The organism is Curtobacterium sp. MCLR17_032 (genome assembly GCF_003234795.2).
In the GTDB taxonomy this organism is placed as follows: Bacteria; Actinomycetota; Actinomycetes; order Actinomycetales; family Microbacteriaceae; genus Curtobacterium.
In genome coordinates, this window is record NZ_CP126268.1 from 539,204 (window position 1) to 555,064 (window position 15,861).

Annotated in this window: 11 protein-coding genes; 4 read left to right on the forward strand and 7 right to left on the reverse strand. The window is 72.8% G+C overall.

What is annotated here, in order from left to right; all coding sequences use genetic code 11:
- Positions 1-100 precede the first annotated feature (100 nt).
- The gene (locus tag DEI97_RS02605) at positions 101-1,534 is read right to left on the reverse strand and encodes a phytoene desaturase family protein (RefSeq protein ID WP_111076466.1); all 1,434 of its coding nucleotides are present in this window, start codon (positions 1,532-1,534) and stop codon (positions 101-103) included.
- A complete protein-coding gene (locus DEI97_RS02610) occupies positions 1,531-2,427 on the reverse strand; it encodes a UbiA family prenyltransferase (RefSeq protein WP_258376807.1) in 897 nt (298 codons plus the stop codon). The genes DEI97_RS02605 and DEI97_RS02610 overlap by 4 nt, the downstream gene beginning before the upstream one ends.
- A gap of 63 nt (positions 2,428-2,490) precedes the next feature.
- On the opposite strand from DEI97_RS02610, the gene DEI97_RS02615 reads away from it, so the two are divergent.
- Positions 2,491-3,687, forward strand: coding sequence for a glycosyltransferase (locus tag DEI97_RS02615; protein WP_111076464.1), 1,197 nt, complete (start codon positions 2,491-2,493; stop codon positions 3,685-3,687).
- A 6-nt stretch (positions 3,688-3,693) separates the two neighbouring features.
- On the opposite strand, the gene DEI97_RS02620 is transcribed toward DEI97_RS02615, so the two are convergent.
- Positions 3,694-4,491, reverse strand: a complete 798-nt coding sequence (locus DEI97_RS02620) for an HAD-IIA family hydrolase (protein ID WP_111076463.1) — start codon at positions 4,489-4,491, stop codon at positions 3,694-3,696.
- A 191-nt stretch (positions 4,492-4,682) separates the two neighbouring features.
- Here DEI97_RS02620 and DEI97_RS02625 point away from each other — a divergent pair, with 191 nt between their 5' ends.
- Together DEI97_RS02625 and DEI97_RS02630 are read left to right on the forward strand one after the other, a co-directional pair.
- Entirely contained in the window at positions 4,683-5,261 is a 579-nt protein-coding gene (locus tag DEI97_RS02625) for a TetR/AcrR family transcriptional regulator C-terminal domain-containing protein (RefSeq protein ID WP_111076462.1), read from the forward strand.
- A gap of 117 nt (positions 5,262-5,378) precedes the next feature.
- Positions 5,379-6,053 carry a TrmH family RNA methyltransferase gene (locus DEI97_RS02630; protein ID WP_374107140.1) on the forward strand — a complete coding sequence of 225 codons (675 nt, stop codon included), beginning with the start codon at positions 5,379-5,381 and terminating at the stop codon, positions 6,051-6,053.
- A 465-nt stretch (positions 6,054-6,518) separates the two neighbouring features.
- On the opposite strand, the gene DEI97_RS02635 is transcribed toward DEI97_RS02630, so the two are convergent.
- The 4 genes from DEI97_RS02635 to DEI97_RS02650 form a co-directional block, all read right to left on the reverse strand.
- Positions 6,519-7,535, reverse strand: a complete 1,017-nt coding sequence (locus DEI97_RS02635) for a LacI family DNA-binding transcriptional regulator (RefSeq protein ID WP_111076495.1) — start codon at positions 7,533-7,535, stop codon at positions 6,519-6,521.
- 904 nt (positions 7,536-8,439) lie between these two features.
- Positions 8,440-10,521, reverse strand: a complete 2,082-nt coding sequence (locus tag DEI97_RS02640; protein ID WP_111074830.1) for a YhgE/Pip domain-containing protein — start codon at positions 10,519-10,521, stop codon at positions 8,440-8,442.
- A complete protein-coding gene (locus tag DEI97_RS02645) occupies positions 10,518-11,258 on the reverse strand; it encodes a hypothetical protein (RefSeq protein WP_111074831.1) in 741 nt (246 codons plus the stop codon). The genes DEI97_RS02640 and DEI97_RS02645 overlap by 4 nt, the downstream gene beginning before the upstream one ends.
- Positions 11,255-11,896 carry a TetR/AcrR family transcriptional regulator gene (locus DEI97_RS02650; protein ID WP_111074832.1) on the reverse strand — a complete coding sequence of 214 codons (642 nt, stop codon included), beginning with the start codon at positions 11,894-11,896 and terminating at the stop codon, positions 11,255-11,257. The genes DEI97_RS02645 and DEI97_RS02650 overlap by 4 nt, the downstream gene beginning before the upstream one ends.
- A 148-nt stretch (positions 11,897-12,044) precedes the next feature.
- Here DEI97_RS02650 and DEI97_RS02655 point away from each other — a divergent pair, with 148 nt between their 5' ends.
- Complete coding sequence (locus DEI97_RS02655) at positions 12,045-15,725, forward strand: S8 family serine peptidase (RefSeq protein WP_146248134.1); 3,681 nt, start codon at positions 12,045-12,047, stop codon at positions 15,723-15,725.
- Positions 15,726-15,861 lie beyond the last annotated feature (136 nt).

Here is a 15,861-nt window from a genome sequence, read left to right on the forward strand (position 1 = left end):
TGGTCATCAGCGCCCTCGACGGGGTGGCGTCAGGACAGTGGCGCGTCAGGCCGGGGTGTCAGAGCGGGGGCGTCAGGACGGGCGCGTGAGGCCGGGTGCGTCAGGACGGGTTGCTCTTCAGCAGCCGGGTCACCGCGATCATCGCGCCGCCCACCACCGCGGGGATGCCGCCGCCGGGGTGCACGGACGCGCCGACACGCCACAGCCAGGGGCGCCAGGGGTCGTTGTAGGAGGGCCGGTGGAACGGGCCGCTCAGCCACGGAGGACGTGCCGCCCCGTAGAGCGCCCCGCGCGGTTCGCCGCCACCGCCGTAGTACTGCGGATCGAGCACCATCTGCTCGTCCAGGAGGTCGGTGAGCGGCCCGTCGAGGCCCATCGCTGCCGAGACGCGGTCGACCTCGCGCCGCACGAAGGGGTGCTCGACCGTGTAGTGCCCGCCGTCGGCCGGGGCGGTGAGCAGGATGCCGACGGTGCTGCGCGCGTTCGGGTAGACCTCGCCCGCGCGGTACTGGTTGACGAACACCATCGTGTCCGCCGGCTCGTCGCCCGCCTCGAGGCTGCGGTGCAGTGCGGCCGGCTTCGTCGGCAGCACCACGCTGTGCGTCGCGATCCGGGGTGGCAGTTCCTGCTGCAGCACGCCGTACACGGCGATGGCCGAGCAGGAGAGGGTGCGCGGGCGACGGCGGGGGAGCGCCGGGACCCGCGACGGAGCCATCAGGGCGGCGAGCCGGTCGGCGTCCAGAGCACTGACGACGAGGTCGGCCGAGTGGTGCCCGACGTCGGTGGTGACCGACCCGCGCTCGATGCGGCTGACGGCCTCGCCGGTGCGGATCTCGACCCCGGCCGCCTCGGCAAGCCGGCCCAGCGCGAGCACGATCTCGTACACGCCCCCGCGCGGCACCCAGGCCCCGGTCTCCGCCATGATCGCCGGCATGCTCGCGTAAAGGGCGGGGGTGCGGGACGGCGAGACGCCCGCGTTCAGCGTGTGGATCGCGATGATCTCGCGCAGCCCGTCCGGCAGCCACGGCAGGCTGTCGAGGTACGCGCGCGTGGTGAGGCGCGAGCCGTAGACGGCCAGCAGGCGGCGGAGCGCCGGCAGCGCCGCCCGGTCGAGCGGATCGGCGAGCAGCAGCTCGGTCACGTCGTCGGCGAGCGGCGCGTGCAGGTCGGAGAAGCGTCGCCAGGCCGGGTACCACGGGTGGTCGGGTGCCACCGGCAGGGCGGTCTCCTCGCCGTCGTGGTAGTACCGGCCCACTTCCGGCATCCGCACCAGGTCGAGGTGGCCGTCGTCGTCGGTGCGGTCGGACGCGCGTCCGCCGTCGCCGAGTCGCCGCAGCAGTTCGTCCCACACCGCGGGGAACGTCACCAGCGACGGCCCGGTGTCGATGCGGTCGTCGCCGAGGTGGATGCGACGGCTCTTGCCGCCGAGCTCGGTGGACGCCTCGAGCAGGGTCACCCGGTGTCCGGCGTGCGCGAGCAGCGCGGCGGCGGTCAGCCCGCCGATCCCGCCGCCGACCACGACGACGCGGCTCACGAGGCGCCTCCGAGCACGATCGAGACCATGAGCAGCACCCCGGCGAACGACCCCGCGATGTAGGGGAACGCGACCGACAGTCGGTAGAGCCGGTGACCGGTCTCCGGCGTCGGGTGCCGCAGCAGGCTCACCACGAGGATGCCGGCGATCAGGAGGTTGACCGCGGCGACGGGCAGGCTCACCACCGCGAACAGCACGGTCGAGACGATCCACCAGGCGCCGCTCCACAGGGCCGTCCCGCGCGCGCCGAGCCGGACCGCGGTGGTCTCGATGCCCGCATCACGGTCCTCCACGATGTCCTGGACCGCGTCGAAGGCGTGCTTTGCGACGCTCCACGCCATCAGCCCGATCGCGGCCGGCCACACCGGCGTCACCCCGAGGGCCAGCGGCACGATGACGAGCGGCAGGGCGTAGGCCGCGTTGCTCAGCGAGTCGAGGAACGGCCGCGCCTTGAAACGCAGCGGCGGTGCCGAGTAGAAGACGAAGACGCCCACGTAGAGCAGGATCGCGGCGTTCGCGAGCGGCGGCAGCGTGACGAGGAAGAAGACCAGGAACGGGACGTTGACGATCGCGACGGCCCAGGCGATGAGCCGGACCTCGGACTGCCGGATCCGCGCACCCTCGATGGAGCCCTTGCGCGGATTGGCCGCGTCGGTGTCCTGGTCGTAGATGTCGTTGACGCCGTAGATGAGCAGGTTGAACGGCAGGGTGAGCCACAGGATGACCGGCAGCGCCCGCAGGTCGAACAGCGCCCCGGTGAGCCAGACGGCGACGAGGCCGGAACCGATGGTGTTGATCCACAGCACCGGGCGTGAGATGTGCACGAGGCGGCGCACGGCCACGCCGATCCCCGACGGCGTGGTGCGCGACATCCGCTCACTGCCGTCAGTCACGGGTCCGAGCGTACCCGGCCCACCTCGACGACGGGCCGCGGCTTCCAGGCCAGACTGTGGGGCATGCGCCTGATGCTGCTCACCGCCGGCACCCGTGGCGACGTCGAACCCTTCGCCGCCCTGGCACGGCACGCCGCCTCGCGCGGTCACGACGTCCGGCTGGCGCTGCCCGACGACGCCCCCGCGCCCGACGGGGTCGACACGGTGCCCCTCGGTCTCGACGTGCGGCGTGTGCTCGCCCCGGCCGGCCGCACACCCTGGAGGCTCGTCCGTCACGTCCGCGCTGAGGTGCGGCCCGCGATGCGCCGGATGTTCGCCGCCGCGGTGCGGGAGACGATCGCCTTCGACCCCGACGTGGTCGTGCACCACCCGCTGGTCCTCAGCGCGCCGATGGTCGCGGACGCCCTCGGAGTGCCCCGCGTCCTGGCGGAGTTCGCGCCGGTGGCCACCCCCAGCGAGCGCTTCCCCGCGGCCGGTGGTCCCACGGCCACCCGCGACCTGGGCTCGTACAACCGGTCGACCTATACCGTGCCGCGCACCGCCGCACGCCTCTTCGACGCCGACGTCGCGCGCGCCGCCGCCGAACTGCCGAGCGGGCGTCGTCCCGACGGGCGCTCGCCGTCGCGCGCGACGCTGATGGCCGTGAGCCCCACGCTGCTGCCCCGACCCGACGACTGGCCGGAGCGGGTGCACCAGACCGGCGCCTGGTACGAGGACGCGACGGCGGCGGCCCTCGACCCCGCCGTCGCGGACTTCCTGCGCGCCGGCCCGTTCGTCGTGGCATCGTTCGGCTCGATGGCGACGGGGGACGCGTCGGCCCGGGGGAGCGCGATCGTCACGGCCGCCCGTGTCCACGGTCTGCGGGTGCTGCTGGTCACCGGGTGGGGCGGGCTCGCGCTGCCGGGAGCATGCGCCGGCCCCGACGTGCTGGCCGTGCGCTCGGTGCCGTTCGACGCGGTGCTGCCGCGAGCGGCGCTCGCCGTGCACCACGGTGGGGCCGGCACGTCGCACGCGGTCGCCCGGGCCGGAGTGCCCGCCGTCGTCGTGCCCGTCACCGCCGACCAGCCGTTCTGGGCGGCACAGCTGCACCGACAGGGTGTGGCCGCCGCCCCGGTCCCGCTGCGCCGTCTGTCGGTCGACGCCCTGGTGCCCGCGATGGCGGACGCCCGGTCACGGCAGGAGCGTGCCACCGAGGTGGGCGGGCTGATGCGGCAGGAGCACGGGGTGCAGCGGGCGGTCGACGTGCTCGAGTCGCTCTGAACCGGCCTAGATCTCGACCTCGTACGGCTCGGTGTGCAGGAGCTCGTGCACGCCGGCGATGACCTCGCTCGGACGGAACGGGTACCGGTCGATCTCGGCCTGGTCGCTGATGCCGGTCATGACCAGGACGGTGTGCAGCCCCGCCTCGATGCCGGCCTGCACGTCGGTGTCCATCCGGTCGCCGATCATGCCGGTGTTCTCGGAGTGCGCCCCGATCCGGTTCATCGCCGAGCGGAACATCATCGGGTTCGGCTTGCCGACCACGTAGGGCTGCTTGCCGGTGGCCTTCTCGATCATCGCGGCGATCGCGCCCGTCGCCGGCAGGACGCCCTCGGCGCTCGGGCCGGTCGCGTCCGGGTTCGTGACGATGAACCGTGAACCGTCGCGGATCAGACGGACCGCCTTGGTGATCGCCTCGAACGAGTAGTTGCGGGTCTCGCCGACGACGACGTAGTCCGGGGCGGTCTCGGTCATGATGAAGCCGGCCTCGTGCAGGGCGGTCGTCATGCCGGCCTCGCCGATCACGAACGCCGAGCCGCCGGGCATCTGCGACTTGCAGAAGTCCGCCGTCGCCAGGGCGCTCGTCCAGATGCGCTCCTCGGGCACCTCGAGACCCGACCAGCGCAGCCGTGCACTGAGGTCACGCGGCGTGAAGATGGAGTTGTTCGTCAGCACGAGGAACTCGGTGCCCTGGTCCTGCCACTGCCGGATCAGCTCCGGGGCACCGGGGAGCGCCTGGTTCTCGTGGACGAGCACGCCGTCCATGTCCGTCAGCCAGCACTCGACCTCGTCGCGGGATGCCATGCGGTCAGCGTAGTGCTCCTGGCTGCGCGGGAGCGGTCGTGCCGTAGGCTGCCGGGAACGCGTTCCCGTACGCGTACCGGAAACCCGAGGAGGACGCCGTGCCCGATGCCGAGCCTGCTGACGCCGAGCCTGAGGATGCAGCGCCTGTCGCTGGCGAGCCCGAGCCGCGTCGCCGCGGGCGACCCCGCGCCTTGACCCGCGACCAGATCGTCGACGCGGCCACGGTGATCGCGAACGAGGACGGCCTCGACCGCCTCAGCTTCCGCGCCCTCGGCCAGGCACTCGGCGTCGCCCCGATGACCGTGCACCGCACCATCGGCGGCCTCGACGACCTGCACGCCGAACTCGTCCGCCGCACCGTCGACGAGTTCACCGACACCTTCGTCTGGCCCGAGGACTGGCGTGACGTCGTCCGGGTCTTCGCCACCACCTTCCGCGACCTGCTCGTCCGGCACCCGCTGGTCCTCGAGTCGCACAGCAGCCGGGCACCGCTGGCCTCGACCGAGTCGGACGCCGTCGCCGCCACCGTCGTCCGGGCGCTGTGTTCCGCGGGCCTGTCGGAGACCGAGGCGATGTACGCCTTCTTCGTCGTCTACGACTTCGTCGTCGGGCACACCGCCGTGCAGGTCGGGCGTGGGGACTCCGAGGCCGGCCGGCCCGAGCGACACCGGCTGGTCAGTGAGATCCTCGGCCAGCACTCGTACGAGGCACGCTTCACGATGGGGCTCGACGTGCTCCTCGACGGGATCGCGGCGCGCGCGGCACGCTGAGCGGTCGGGCGGGCTGGGTCGGGCTGGGCCGGGCCGGGCTGGGTCGGGCTGGGCCGGCGTGGCCGGCTGCGCGGCGTCCGGACGGGAGGCGCGGCGGACGCACCGTACGCTGGTCACGTGACCCAGGGCCTCCCGTCCGGCGACCTGCCGGAGCCGACGCCGGCGCTCCCACCCACCCATGAGGCGACGACGCACGGCGTCGGACCACACCCGCGGCCGTGGCCCGAGGGCCCGCAGTACGACCCGGAACTGCTCGAGCACGGCGACACCCGCAACGTCGTCGACCGCTTCCGGTACTGGAGCATGGCGGCGATCGTCGCCGACCTGGACACCCGCCGACACGGCTTCGACGTCGCCATCGAGAACTGGCAGCACGACCTGAACATCGGGTCCATCGTCCGCACCGCGAACGCGTTCCTCGCCGGGACCGTGCACATCATCGGCCGACGCCGCTGGAACCGTCGCGGGGCGATGGTCACCGACCGGTACCAGCACGTGCGGCACCACGAGGACGTCGCCGCGTTCCTCCAGGTCATGCGTGCCGAGGGGCGGCCGGTCATCGCGATCGACAACACGCCCGGGGCCTCGCGGATCGAGACGGCGGAGGTGCCGGAGCGCTGCGTGTTCCTGTTCGGGCAGGAGGGGCCGGGGCTGACGGACGAGGCGGTCTCGGGCGCGGACGGGCACCTGGAGATCACGCAGTTCGGGTCGACGCGGAGCATCAACGCCTCGGCGGCTGCGGCGATCGTGATGCACAGCTGGGTCGTCCGGCACGCGGAGCTCCCCGCCTGACGGGAGGGGCTGGCCGGCGCTGGCCGGTGCTGGCCGGTGCCGGTGGTCGGTCGCGTGCGCCGAGGTCGCACGACGCGCCGTCGGCCTCCCGCCGAGGTCGCACGTTCTGCCGGTCGGGGAGCCCCGGGGCGGCAGATCGTGCGACCTCGCCGGACCGGGGACGGCGGGTCGTGCGACGTCGGCGGAACGGGGGCGGGCAGGTCGCGCGACGTCGGCGGAGCGGGGCGGGGCGGGCAGGTCGTGCGACGTCGGCGGAGCGGGGCGGGGCGGGCAGGTCGTGCGACGTCGGCGGACCGAGGGTGGCAGGTCGTGCGGCGCGCCGTCGGTCTTCCGCCGAGGTCGCACGGTCTGCTGGTCGGACAGCCCCGGGGCGGCCGATCGAGCGACGTCGGCGGAACGGGGGCGGGCAGATCGTGCGACCTCGGCGGACCCGGGCGGACCGGAGGGGACCCGGGACGGGCCGGACTAGCGCTGCGCGGTCGTCCGGCGGGCGACGAGCCTCGGCTCGACGAGCACCTCTGTCGTGGGCAGCGCCGGGTCCGCGATCCGCTCGAGCAACCGGGCGCCCGCACCGCGGCCGATGTCGATGCTCCGGTCGTCGATGCTCGTGAGACCGACGTACCGAGAGGCCGCGATCGGGGTGTCGTCGTACCCGATCACCGAGATGTCCTCGGGGACGCGGAGTCCTCGCTCGGCGATCGCGGACATCGCACCGAGCGCGGTCACGTCGTTCGCGGCGAACACCGCCGTCACGTCGGGGTGCTCGTCGAGCAGGCGGTGGGTGCCGGTGACGCCGGTCTCCTCGGTGACGTCGGCGGGCAGGACGACCGCGACCCCGGTGACCGACGAGCCGCCCGTGCCTGCTCCACCGGCGGCGTCGATGCCGGCGCGCCAGCCCTCGAGCCGGGCGTCACTGGCTGCCGACTGTCCGCCGACGAACCCGAGCCGCACGTGCCCGAGCTCGATGAGGTGCTCGGCCGCCATCCGGCCACCGGCCAGGTCGTCGTTCGCCACGGTGTCGGCGCGGGGCAGCGCTGCCCGGCCGCCGGCGACGACGACCGGGGTGCTGGTGGGGACGACGAGGTCCGGATCGGGTTCGCCCGCGATCACCAGACCCTCGACACGCATGGACAGGAAGCCCTCGACGGGGGAGACGTCGAGCCCGGTGTTGAGGAAGCGGTCCGCGACGACGAGTCGGTGCCCCTGGTCCTGCAGTGATTCGCGCAGACCGGTGAGCAGGTCGACGAACCACTGGTTCCGGAAGTCGTCGAGCACGACGCCGATGGTCCGGGAGCGGGTGCCGGCGAGGGACACCGCCGCGGTCGAGGGGCGGTAGTCGAGCTCCTGGATCGCCGCGAGGACTGCTGCCCGACGCTGCTCGCTGACCCGGGGAGATCGCTGCAGCACAAGGGACACGAGTGACTTCGACACCCCCGCGCGAGCGGCGACGTCGTAGATCGTCGCGGGCTTGGTGTTCCCCATCGTCATCCTCGACCTCCGGCTGCGCACCCGCCGGGTGCGTCCCGACGATCGTACCGCTGTCGCGCTCCACGCCCGGGCCCGGGCCGAACCGGAGCGGGCCGGACCGGGCCGGACCCGACCTGCACGTCGCGCCCGCAGCCTCCCGTCCGCCGCCTGCCGCCCGTCGCCCGCTGCCCGCCGCCCGCCGCCGGTTTAGTTCGGCTGCGCGCAACGGAAGTCCGTCCGAACCACGGCATGCCACGGTTCGGGCGGGTTCCTGTTGGGCCCAGGCGAGTAGGAGCCGAACGGGCCGCCGGGCCACCGGAGCCGCCGAGGCCGCCGGGCCGCCGTGCTGCGGGCGCCGAACGAGCCGCCGGGTCGCCGTGCTGAGGGCCCCTTGACCTGCACGGCGCGCCCGCAGCGTCCCGTCCGCCGTCCGCACCCGCTGCCGACGGTGTCGTTGGGCTGCGCACAACGGAAGCCCATCCGAACCACGGGATGCCGCGGTTCGGATGGGTTCCTGTTAGGCCCGTGGGGCCTCGGGGCCGCTATGCCGCCGGGGCGGTGGCGGTCCGCTCGCTGCCCCCGCCGCCGGTGTCGTTCGGTTGCGCACAACGGAAGCCCGTCCGAATCACGGGATGCCGCGGTTCGGGCGGGTTCCTGTTGGGCCCAGGCGAGTCGGAGCCGAACGGGCCGCCGGTGCCGCCGGTGCCGCCGGGCTGCCGGCGGCCCGACCTGTACTGCGCCCCCGTAGCGCCCCGTCCGCCGGTCGACCGCTGCCCCCTACCCCCTACCCCCTACCCCGCAGACGGTGTCGTTCGGCTGGGCACAACGGGAACCCGCCCGAACCGCGGGATGCAACGGTTCGGACGGGTTCCTGTTGGGCCCAGGCGGGGCGGAGCCGCCCGCCCGGGCCGCGCCCGGCTCAGCCGATCAGGCTCGGCCGCAGGTCGCGCAGTGTCCGCGTCCGGGTCTGCCGCGCCGTCACCAGGTACGACACGAGCAGCGCCCCGAGCAGCCAGCAGAGCAGGACGCCCGCGTCGCTCCAGGCCGTGGCGAGCGAACCGCCGTACATCGTCTGCCGGATCGCATCGACGGAGTACGTCATCGGCAGGGCGAAGTGCAGCGCGGCGAGCGGCCCCGGCAGTGTCTGCCACGGGAAGGTGCCGCCCGCGGTGACGAGCTGGATGAGCATGAGCACCAGGCCGAGGAACTGTCCGACCGAGCCGAGCAGCACGTTCAGCGTCATGATGATCGCCGCGAAGGTCGCCGACGCCAGGATCATGATGCCGACCGTCCCGCCGGCGTGCACCACGTCGAGGTCCAGGGCGTACCGGACGATGAGGAACAGTGCCGCCATCTGCACGACGCCGAGGAGCGCCGGGGTCAGCCAGCCGCCGAACACGACGCGCAACGGGCGTCGGACCGCGGTGATCGCCCGCTTCGAGATCGGCTTGAGGATGAGGAACAGCGCGTACATGCCGATCCAGGCGGCGAGCGAGATGAAGAACGGTGCCAGGCCGGCGCCGTAGTTCGACGCCGCGGCGACGTTGTCGTCCCCGACCTTCACCGGGTCCGAGATCACCTTCGCCTGCTGGGCGCGCTGCGACGCGTCCGAGGCCGGGATCTTCGTCCGCCCCTTGTCGAGCTGGGACGCCAGTTCCGAGGAGCCGGACTCGAGCGAGTGCAGTCCCTTGGCCAGGGACGTCGCGCCCTGGTCGGCCGAGGCCGCACCGGTCGCGAGCTGCGACGCTCCGGAGGACAGCTGCGGCGCTGCGGCGGCGAGCTTCTGCGTCCCGCCGGCGACCTGCGCGGCGCCGTCGGACAGCGTCGACGCCCCGGAGGCCGCAGTCGCGATGCCGGAGGACAGCTGCGGTGCCGCGTTGGCGAGCGTCGTGGCGCCGTCCGACACCTGCTGCGCGCCGCTGCTCAGCTGGTCGATCTTCGCCGTGGTGGCACCGAGCTGCTGCTTCGCGTCCGCACCGGAGCTGTTCGCCCGCTGCACGGCCGAGTCGACCGTGGCGGTGAGTGCCTGCTGCTGCTCGGGCGTCAGGGTGACGCCCTCCGGCAGGTTCGCCGTGATGTCGGCGATCACGGTCTTCGTGTCGAGCGGCTGGATCGCCTGCACCGTCTTGTTGGCCGTGTCCACCTGCCGTGCGAGTTCGGCGTTGCCGGCGGCGACCTTCGCCGCCCCCTGCGCGAGCTGCTGCGTCTGCTCCGGCAGCGCGGCCGTCTGCTGCTGCGCCGACCGGAGGCCCGTGGCCAGCGACCCCGCACCGGTCGCCACCTGCTGCGCGCCGGAGTTCAGCGTCGCGGTCTGCGACGGCAGCGCGGCCGTGCTCGACGCCAGGGTGGAGGCACCCGAGGAGAGCTTCGCGGTGCCGGCCTCGAGCGAGTCTGCCCCGTTCGCGGCGGTCGTCGCTCCGGAGGCGAGCTTGCCCGCCCCGTCGACGGCGTCGCCCAGGCTGTCGCGGACGTCGGCGAGTCCGACGAGCAGCGTGCTCGCGGCTTCCTTGCCGACGCGTTCGGCGACGGCGGTCCGCATGGTCTTGCCGGCCTGCTCCGCGATGGTCGAGGCGAGGTACGAGTTCGTGTCCGCCGTGGTCATCACGAGTTCGGCACGCTTCGGGTCGTCGGACTGCGCCGAGGCCAGAGACTCCGAGAAGTCGTGCGGGATCGTCACGACGAAGTCGTAGGTGCCGTTGCGGACACCGGAGCGGGCGTCGGCGGCGGTGGTGCGCTTCCAGTCGAAGGCGCCGCCGTCGATGGCCTGCTTCGCGACGTCCTTGCCGTAGTCGACGTGTTCGCCGTCGAGGGTGGCGCCGCCGTCCTGGTCGACGATGGCCGCCGGGATCTGGTCGAGCTTGGCGTACGGGTCGCGGTTGGCCCAGAGGTACGCGCCCCCGTAGAGCAGCGGCACGCACATCAGCGCGATGAACGCGAGACGGGCGAGGGGGGTGGCGGTCAGGCGCGCGAGTTCGGCGCGGACGAGCGAGGGGATGGTCACGAGCGGGTCTCCAGGGGAGCGGTTGCGTCAGTGGTGTCGGTCGGGAGGCCCGTGTCGGCCCCGCCGGTCCGGGTCGCGTCCTCGGGACCCTCGGTGGTGGTGGTGTCCGCCGCGTCGTCGCGCGGCTCGTCGGCGATGGTGTCGAGCAGGGCCGAGGCCGTCTCCGCCGCGGCCTTCGAGGTCACGAGCACGACGGTCACCCCGCGGCGGGCGATGTCCCGGACGACGGCGAACCACTCGGCGACCACTCCGCCGTGCCGCTCGGGAGCGGTGATCACGAGCCCGGTGACGTCCGGCCGCAGGAGTGCCAGCTCGGCGAGCAGCCGCACGCGGACGTCGGTCGGTACGCGCTGCACGTGGGTGTCGGCCCAGCTCGTCATGCCGAGTTCGTCGAGCACGGTCGCGACGTCGCTGCGGGAGGGGCGACGCCCGGCGAACGCGAGCTCTTCGTGCACGATCCGCTTGAGGCTCATCACCGGGAACGGTTCGGCGACGCCCGGGGTGTCGACGAGCGCGAAGGCCCGTCGGATGCCCGCGGGGTCGTCGTGGCCGTCGAGCAGGACGCGCCCGGTGTCGGGCTTCATGCGCCCACCGGCGACGAGCGACGCCAACACCGGGGCCTGTTCGGTCTCGACGGCGACGATGCCCGGGTGGCCGGGGGCTGCGACGGCGCTGACGGCGGGGAGCGCGGCGCCGGGTTCGGTGCCGATGCCGACGGCGGCGAGTTCGAGCGTCATGCGGGGTCCTCCGGGAGGGTGGCGGGGAGAGCGAGCAGGGCGGTGCGCCAGTCGACGCCCGCCATGCCGAGGGCGGACAGGACGACCATCCGGCGGCCGGCGTCGTTCGGGGTGGCGGAGCGTGTGGCTTCGTCGAGGACGGCCAGGCAGGCACCCTCGACCAGGCGGCCGAGCGTCGCGGCGTCCACGTCGTCGCGCAGGGTGCCGTCGGCGATGCCGAGGGCGCAGGCGTCGCGGACCTGTTCGCGCAGCGGGGCGAACACCGTGGCGACGGTCTCGACGAGCGGGCCACGGACGGCGATGACCGCCATCGAGCGGACGTGCGACACCTCGGTCCAGAGGGTCACGGCGATCGCGGCCAGCCGGGAGGCCGGGGCCAGCCCGGCGAGGGCGGCTCGGCTGGGCATCGCGGCCAGGATGCGTTCGGCTCCGCCGGCCACGACCTCGCGCATGAGGTCGTCACGGGAGGGGAAGTGTCCGTAAATCGCACGTCGGGACAGTCCGGCGTGTGCGGCGATCGATTCGAGCGACGCGTCCGGGTCGGCCTGCAGGAGGGTCCGGGCAGCCGCGACGAGGGCGGCACGGTTCTCGGTGGCGTCCCGTCGTGGCGCGCGTGCGGGCCGATCGGTGGTGGTCATGCAGCCATCGTAATAACCTGCACACCGGTGTGCAACTTCGAGGAACCACAGGTTCTGTCCCCTGAACTGCCGACTCCCCGTGCTGGGAACGAGCACATAGCTTCATCTGGACTTCACCCGGAGTTCGGACAAACCAGGAGTGTGCTGCGTGGCACGTGCGACACCACCCACCAACCCTTCCCGTCGGTACCGCTCCCCGCGGCTGCTGACCTCGATCGTCGCCGTGGCGGCACTGGCCTGCGGCGGCCTCGCCGTCGGCGGTGCGGCCTCAGCGGCACCGGCCAGCACCGCCTCGGCCGGCCTCAAGCTCTCCGCCCCGCTGCGGAACGCGTCCCCGACCAAGACGGTCAGCGCGTTCGTCCGCACGACGGGTGCCGGCGCCCTCGAGGTCGACGCGCAGGCGAAGGGCGGCGACCTGACCCGCTCGAAGACGCCGTCGTCCGCCGCGAAGAGCCGGGTCGCGACGATCCGCTCGACCAACGCGAAGGTCCTCAGCGCCGTCAAGAGCGCCGACGGCAAGGCTGCTGAGCTCTACTCGACCGAGTACACCGTCCCCGGTGTCGCGGTCGTCGCCGACGTCTCGGCCTTCACCGCGATCGCGAAGCGCTCCGACGTGCTGAGCATCGTCCCGCTGCTGCCGAAGAAGATCGTCGACCCGAAGCGGAACGCCTCGGCGGACGCCGCACCCTCGGGCGTCGACCCCGACCTCGTGCAGCCCGGCGCCGACGGTGTCACGCCGAAGAACGCCGCGAGCGACCTCTACACGAAGGCCGTCGACGCCTGGACCCAGACCGGGCACACCGGCAAGGGCGTCAACGTCGCGGTGATCGACACCGGCCTCGACTACACCCAGGCCGACTTCGGCGGTCCCGGCACCACGGCCGCCTACCAGGACGCCCTCGCCAGCACCGGAGCCCCGGCGTCGAGCTGGTACGACCCGTCGAAGTTCCTCGGCGGCTACGACTTCGCCGGCCCCACGTACAACGCGGACCCGTCCGACCCGGACACCTACGACCCGGAGCCCGCGCCGGACGCCAACCCCATCGACGGCGAGGGCGGCGACCACGGCACCCACGTCGCCGGCACCGCGGCCGGGTTCGGCATGAACGCCGACAAGTCGACCTTCCGCGGCGACTACTCGACCCTGACCCCGCAGCAGGTGCAGGACATGTGGGTCGGCCCGGGCAGCGCCCCGCAGGCCGGGCTCTACTCGCTCAAGGTGTTCGGTGACGGCGGCGGTTCGACCGACCTGACCGGTGCCGCGCTCGACTGGGTCGGGCAGTCCCTCACCGAGGGCAAGAGCATCAACGTCATCAACCTGTCGCTCGGCTCCGACTACGGCGCAGCGGACGACCCGGACAACGCGAAGATCGACGCGCTCACCGCCCGCGGTGTGCTGCCCGTGATCGCCGCCGGCAACGCGGACGACTTCACCGACATCGGTGGCTCGCCGGGCAACTCGGCCGGTGCCCTGACCGTCGCCGCTGCAGCGACCGGGCAGAGCCTGTTCGACGGCGTCGAGGCGACCGCCCCGGCGGACGTCGCGAAGACCTGGCGCGCGCAGTACTCGCAGGACTACCAGGGCGCACTGCCGGTCGAGGGTGACGTCGTCGTCCCGACCACGGACATCGACGGCTGCACGGCGTTCAGCGCCGACCAGGCAGCCGCGATCGCCGGCAAGGTCGTCTGGCTCAAGTGGACCGACGGCGCCCTCGAGTGCGGTTCCGGTGCACGGTTCAAGAACGTGGCGGCTGCCGGCGGCATCGGCGTCCTCCTCGCCGGCACGGTGAACACCTTCGACTCGGGCATCGCGGGCAACGCGACCATCCCGGGTGCCGAGCTGACCCGTGACAGCGTGACGGGCCTCCAGGCCGCGGCGAAGGCTGGAACCCTGCACGTCCGGTTCGCCGACGAGCTCCGCGGTTTCCAGCTCGCCACCGACGCCGAGACGGTGAACACCCTGGCGTCCTTCAGCAGCCGCGGTGAGCACGGGTCGTACGGCGACGTCGTCAAGCCGGACATCGCCGGCCCCGGCGTCAACGTGATCTCGGCCGCCAACGGCACCGGCAACGACCGGCTGTCGCTCAGCGGCACCTCGATGGCCACCCCGCACGTCGCCGGCGTCGCCGCGCTCGCGTTCGAGGCCCACCCGGGCTGGAGCGCACCGGAGATCAAGGCAGCACTCATGAACACGGCCACGCACGACGTGCGCCAGAGCGCGAAGGACAGCCAGTCCGCCACCCTGCTCCGCCAGGGCACCGGGCGGGTCGACGCCCTCCAGGCCGTGCAGGACGGCACCACCGTCCGCAGCCAGGAGAACGGACAGCTCGTCACCGCGTCCTTCGGGGTCGTCGAGGTCGGCGCGGCCACCACCGAGAAGCGCACCCTGCTGGTGCGCAACACCTCGGCCACCGCGCACACCTACCGCGTCGCCTACGAGTCGCGCATCGCCCAGCCCGGCGTCGCGTTCACGCTGAGCGCCGACACGGTCACCGTCGCCGCGGGCGGCACCGCCACGGTGACGGTCACCATGACGATCGCCGACCCGACGCTGCTGCGGAAGGTCATCGACCCGACGCAGGTCGCCGTCGAGGGCGGCACACCGCGGGAGTTCGTCCCGGCCGCCACCGGCCTGGTCACGTTCACCCCGGCCGCCGACGGCGTCACGCCGCTCCGACTCGGCGTCTACGCCGCGCCGGAGCCGGTCAGCGCCCTGCACGCCGACGACGTGGTGTTCTCCGGTGCGGCCCGCACCAGCGTCATCACGATGGCGGGCCGCGGCCTGTCCCAGGGAACCGGCACGACCGGGTACCAGGCACTCGTCGCACCGTTCCAGCTCGGCGGCACGGACCCGAAGGAGTCGTTCCCGGACGGCACCGCGAAGCAGACGCTCGGCGGCGCGGACATCCGTGCCTACGGCGCGAACTCCACGGCGCTCGGCCTGGCCGACAAGTCGAAGGGCCTGGTGTCCTTCGGGGTGCAGACCGACGGGGCCGAGTCGAACCCCGGCCAGTCGAACAACGTCGAGGTGCTCATCGACACGAACCGTGACGGCGACCCGGACTTCCTGACGTACGACACGAAGTCGGCGACGGCGGACGTGACGATCGTCAAGACGATGGACCTGCACCAGAAGGACCCGAAGAAGCAGATCGTCGACACGCGGCCCCTCGGTGGTGTCGCAGCCGGCGTCGACGTCAACACGTTCGACTCCGCGGTCAAGGTGCTGCCGGTGTCGCTCGCGGCGCTCGGCTACACGGCGAAGTCGACGTCCGGTGTCTTCGACTACTCGGTCGTGACCGAGTCGTCGTACTCGCCGACGCTGCCGACGGCCGCGTCCTCGGTGGTCGACGAGACGAAGACCGCGACGTACAACGCCTTCCAGCCGGCGGTGTCGTTCACGGCGAACGGGACGTCGAACCTGACCTACCCGGACACGTCCGTCAAGGTCATCCGGGCCTCGGCCAGCTCGACCACGGCGAAGGTGCTGCTCCTGCACCTGCACAACGCCCCGGGCGACCAGGCGGACCTGCTCAGCACGACCTCGGTGACGCCGAAGCTCGCGCTGGTCTCCAGCCAGGTCAAGATCACGGGTTCGCTCAAGGTCGGGACCAACATGCGCGGACGCACCGGCAACTGGAACACGGACGGCATCACGTTCACGTACAAGTGGCTCCGTGACGGCAAGGACACCGGCTCGAAGGCGTCGACCTACAAGACGTCGACGAAGGACGTCGGACACAAGCTGTCGCTCACCGTGACCGCCAAGAAGTCCGGGTACGAGAGCACGTCGATCACCTCGGCCCCGACCGGCACGATCACCAAGTAGAGAGGTACGAGCTACGGCACGAGCGGGCGGTCCGGCAACGGGCCGCCCGCTCCGTCGTGCGGTGCACGGCAGTGCCCCCCCGTTCGCGGGCGGGATGTGCGCCAACGGGACAGGTAGTTAGACGAACTAGGTACTT

What these genes read in the sequence shown, in the direction of transcription:
- DEI97_RS02650 (WP_111074832.1), bottom strand. Translation starts at nt 11,896, where the DNA reads ATGACCACCACCGATCGGCCCGCACGCGCGCCACGACGGGACGCCACC.
- DEI97_RS02635 (WP_111076495.1), bottom strand. Translation starts at nt 7,535, where the DNA reads ATGGGGAACACCAAGCCCGCGACGATCTACGACGTCGCCGCTCGCGCG.
- DEI97_RS02645 (WP_111074831.1), bottom strand. Translation starts at nt 11,258, where the DNA reads ATGACGCTCGAACTCGCCGCCGTCGGCATCGGCACCGAACCCGGCGCC.
- DEI97_RS02615 (WP_111076464.1), top strand. Translation starts at nt 2,491, where the DNA reads ATGCGCCTGATGCTGCTCACCGCCGGCACCCGTGGCGACGTCGAACCC.
- DEI97_RS02620 (WP_111076463.1), bottom strand. Translation starts at nt 4,491, where the DNA reads ATGGCATCCCGCGACGAGGTCGAGTGCTGGCTGACGGACATGGACGGC.